Genomic DNA, 4315 nt, shown 5'->3' on the forward strand with positions numbered 1-4315 from the left:
GGAGACCCCGACCATGCCACAAGAGCGGATCCCGTTGGAAGAAATGACCATCCGGCAGTTGCGGGAAGAAGCTGCCCGCTATCAGATCCCCAAGTACAGCCGCATGACCAAAGACCAGCTGATTGAGGCCATTCGAGAGGCCCAAGTCAAAGCTGGCCGCCCTGTCGATGCCATGCCGGAGCCCAAGGGGCAAGAATCGGTCACCCAAACGAAGTTTAGGGGTCAAGAGGTTGCCGGCAAGACGGATCTGGCCGATGTGGACAAAGGGCTGGGCGATTTGCCGGGCGGTTACGGGGAAAGCCGCATCGTTTTGCTGCCGCGGGATCCCCAGTGGGCCTACGCCTATTGGGATGTGCCCAACGAGGCCAAGGAGAGCAAGCGCCGCGAGGGCGGCCAACAGTTGGCGCTGCGCCTCTACGATGTGACGGATATCGATTTCAGCTACCAGCCGGCCCACAGCATGCAGGAGTACCCCTGTGACGAGTTGGCGCGGGAGTGGTATTTGCCGATCCCGGTGAGCGATCGTTCCTACATTGTGGAGATCGGCTACCGGACGGCAGATGGCCGCTGGCTGATGTTGGCCCGCTCGGCGGCGGTGATGGTGCCGCCGGTCTATCCTTCCGACTGGTTTGAAGAGCATTTCCTGACGGTGCCCTTCGATATGGCCCTGCAGGGCCGCACCCTCTACCAGCTCAGCGAGCCTTACAAGCGCAGTGCCACCGGCATGGGTGTGGTGGCCTACAAGGGCGATGAGCCGCAGCAAGGGGCCATGGTCGATCCCTTCCTGGAAATGGTGGGTGGCTTTGAGGCGATGCGGGTGGCGGGATCCCTGTTTGGCAGCCACCAGATGGGCAGCCGCCAATTGGTGCCCGAGCAGGCCATCAGCTCGTTTATCATCCCCTCGGGTGTGGGCATGATGGGGATGGCCATGGCGGAGGTGCCCGCTGCTCCCTGGATGGCTTCGGGATCCGGCTTGGGCCTGTTCTCGGGGGCTTCCGAAGTGCTGCCGCAGCGCTCTCGCAAGTTCTGGCTGGTGGCCGATGCCGAGCTGATTGTCTATGGGGCCACAGAGCCGGATGCCACCGTTACCATTGGCGGGCGCAAGATCCAGCTCAACCCCGATGGCACCTTCCGCTTCCACATGGCTTTCCCAGACGGCAACATCGACTTCCCCATCTTTGCGGTGGCTGCCGATGGCGAGCAAAACCGGGAGATCCACATGACCTTCGACCGCCGCACCCTCTCCCGCCGCACCAACACCAAAGAAGAGGCCATCGAAGAGTTGTTGCCCTGAAGGATCCAACCTTTCCCTTCTCGCCCCCTGGAGCTGGCCGGGGGGCTTTCTTTCCTGGGCTGGAGAGCTTGACTCCAGCCATCGAAACAGGGGATCCCAGCCCTAGGAGAGGTCGATCACCCGGATCAGTTGTTTCAGCTTCTCCATCACCCGTCCAGAGCGAAGCAGGTCTTCCGCCTGTTGGATCCCTTCTGGCAAGGATGGGGCGTGGCCGAGGAGCCACAGATAGCTGCCCCCATTCCAGAGAGCGGCTGGGGTGAGTTCACAGGGATCCCCGCTGAGCACCTGCTGCATCTGTTGGAGCAGCTCTTTCTCGCCGGAGAGGGGAATCTCCGGGCCTGCCAAGTGACAATCGCGAGCCTTCAAGAGCAGCCGTTTCCCGCCCTGGTTGAGAATGGCCGCTCGCTCCCGTGGCAGGTCGCAACTGCCTTCCAGACCTTTGACGGTGGTGAATTGCCGGATCTCCCGCAGGGCAAACAGCTCCAGCATCGTGGCCTCGGTGGGAGGATGCACATAGCCGGCCACCAGGTGAAAGGGTCCTTGGTAGGGCGTCCAGACCAGTTCCAAGGTGGCCAAGGGGGGGCGCTTGCCGATTTGATCCCGGTAGTCCATCAGAGCCTGAGCCTGGGGAAAACAGGTGGGCAAATACAAAAATCCCAGCCCGGTTTGTTCCAGCAGTTGCCCCACCCGCTCCAGGGATAGCCCCCGCCAATCCACCCCCAAGCTCCGCCACACCGTTTCCAAAGGCAGCCCATACTTGGTGGGACAGAAGCCAGAGCCATGCAGCAAAACGGCTGACCCTGCCGCTGCCAGCAGCAAAGCCACCAGCACCCCCAGCGGTGCCGTCCGCGAGCGGCCATCGTAGGGATGGCCAAAGATGATCAAGGGATGAGGCAGATCCTGCCGGGGCAGAAGAGGGCCGTCTTCTGCGTAGGCATCCAACATACCGGCCAGCTCCTCGGCAGTGGGGCGCTTGATGCGGTGGGCAATTAAAAAAGCCCCGATCTGGGCGGGAGTGGCCTCCCCCCGCAGGAGCATTCGAGCAGCGCTGGCGGCCTCTGCCCGGCTGAGATCCTGGTGGGTGTGGGTGCCGCTGCCGATTTTTTTCAACAGCTCGCGAAACTCTTGGCTCATGGCATCGGCGGTCGGGAGCGCTGGGCTACTCAGGATAGGGGGAGATAAGGGCGGAACACTTGAAACTACCGATATGGGTATTTGACCAGAAATTTCTACAAAAGGTCTCTACAAAACCGACAACAGCCCAGCAGAGGGCCAATGGGGATCTGCGCCGGAAGCAGGCTCAGCATTACCAGACTGCCTAATCAGCTGGGCGGCCAACTGCAAAAACCGGCGAATGGGAGGGATCCGATAGCGATCGCTGGTGGTAACCATAACCACCTGTCGTCTCAAGAGAGGGGGCTCGGTGGGTCGCACCTGCAAATCCGGATCGGCGCAGCAGTCCACCAGGGCCGACTCCGGCAGGAGGGCAATCAACTGCCCCTGTCGCACCACCCCCCGAAAGGCATCCAAGGTGTTCAGTTCCAGGGCTGCTTTGAGGGGAAGCCCCTGCCGGGCCAGATGGGATCCCACCAAGGAGCGCATGGCATAGCCATCTTTGAACACAGCCTGGGGATACTCCGCCAGCACCTTCCAGGGGATCCGCTCGTAGCGGCTGAGGGGATGGGTGGCGGGCATCAACACTTGAATCGGCTCCGAGTACAGTGGCTCCACCACCAGCTCTGCCCCCCGGGTCATCAGGGGATTCTCCATCACCAGGGCCACATCCACCAGCCCATCCCTGAGCACCTTCAAGGCGCGGTCGCTGCCCAGAGCGGTAACCCGCAACTGCACCTCTGGGTACTCCCGGCAAAACTGTTGCAGCACCGGCGGCAGTTGATGGGCGATCAGAGAATGGATCCCGGCAATGCAGAGCTCGGTTTGCTGGCCCTGCAGCCATTCTCGAATGCTTTCCTGAGCCCGCTGCCATTCCTGACAGATGCGACGGGCATGGGGCAAAAGCCGTTCCCCGGCCACAGTTAGGGCCACCGGGCTTTTGCGATGCAACAGCGGAGCGCCCACCGCTTCCTCCAGGGCCTGGATCTGGCGGCTAATAGCCGATTGGGTCAGACCGCTGAGGCGAGCAGCGGCCAAAAAGCTGCCCGTTTCCACCACGTTCAAAAAAGCTTGCAACAACTCCAGCCGCACTCGGGATCCCTTGATGATGTAGCCTGCCGTGGTGGCATCCTAGCTGGGGAAGCGGTAGGCTTTTGTAAACACCGTTACAAGTTGTTTGTTGGACTGGGGATCCCCAAGCCGGGAGGAGAGGAGGCAGATGGGCTGGGATCCGACCTTGCTGGAGGGGCTGCTCAACTCCGCCATTCCCCACCTTTTCCCCGCTGCCCAGGTGGTCATCCGCCACAAGGGAAGGTGTATCTACTCAAGGGCGGCAGGTTATCTCGACCCTGAGACCCGGCGCCAACCGACAACCTCGGCCACCCGTTTTGACCTGGCCTCGCTGACCAAGCTCTACACCGCCACCGCCTGCATGGCCCTGGTGGAAGCCGGAGCGTTGCTGTTGGATCAACCGGTGAGTCTCCTGTTGCCGGAGTTTCAGGGATCCCGCCCCATTGCCCCCTATGAAGATCCTCTGCAGCCGGGGAAATGGATTGCTGTGGAACCGGAATCCTTAGGCCAGCTTGTTGCAACAGAACAGGTGACGGTGCGGCAGTTGCTGGCCCACACCGCCGGTTTGCCCGCCTGGCGACCCCTGTTTCGACAGCCCGATGCCGAATCGGCCCGGCACATGGCCCTGCACACCTTTTTGGCCTACAGGCCGGGATCCCGCACAGTCTACAGCGATCTTGGATTGATCCTGCTGGGGCTGGCTTTGGAACGTCTGAGCGGAACCCCTCTGGATCAGATCTTGCATGCCCGGATCTTGCGGCCTCTGGGCCTGAGCCAAACTCAGTTTTATCCAGGGGATCCTTTCGACCCACCCCCTGTCTCTGGCTCTTGTGCCCC

The 4315-nt window shown here is 61.7% G+C and carries 4 protein-coding genes; 2 read left to right on the forward strand and 2 right to left on the reverse strand.

Annotated elements, in window-relative coordinates; genetic code table 11:
* Nucleotides 1-13: 13 nt before the first annotated feature.
* On the forward strand, nt 14-1294 hold the full coding sequence (locus tag NW856_RS00925) for a DUF4912 domain-containing protein (protein WP_414398639.1): 1281 nt from the start codon (nt 14-16) through the stop codon (nt 1292-1294).
* A 102-nt stretch (nt 1295-1396) separates the two neighbouring features.
* On the opposite strand, the gene NW856_RS00930 is transcribed toward NW856_RS00925, so the two are convergent.
* Nucleotides 1397-2428 (reverse strand): anthranilate phosphoribosyltransferase family protein, encoded by a 1032-nt coding sequence (locus NW856_RS00930; protein WP_414398637.1) that lies wholly within the window; start codon nt 2426-2428, stop codon nt 1397-1399.
* A gap of 108 nt (nt 2429-2536) precedes the next feature.
* Complete coding sequence (locus NW856_RS00935) at nt 2537-3499, reverse strand: LysR family transcriptional regulator (protein ID WP_414343887.1); 963 nt, start codon at nt 3497-3499, stop codon at nt 2537-2539.
* Between the two features lie 127 nt (nt 3500-3626).
* On the opposite strand from NW856_RS00935, the gene NW856_RS00940 reads away from it, so the two are divergent.
* Nucleotides 3627-4315: serine hydrolase domain-containing protein (locus NW856_RS00940; RefSeq protein WP_414398638.1), on the forward strand; the 689-nt coding region annotated here is incomplete at its 3' end.

The organism is Synechococcus sp. R3-13, assembly GCF_047462195.1.
GTDB lineage: Bacteria > Cyanobacteriota > Cyanobacteriia > Thermostichales > Thermostichaceae > Thermostichus.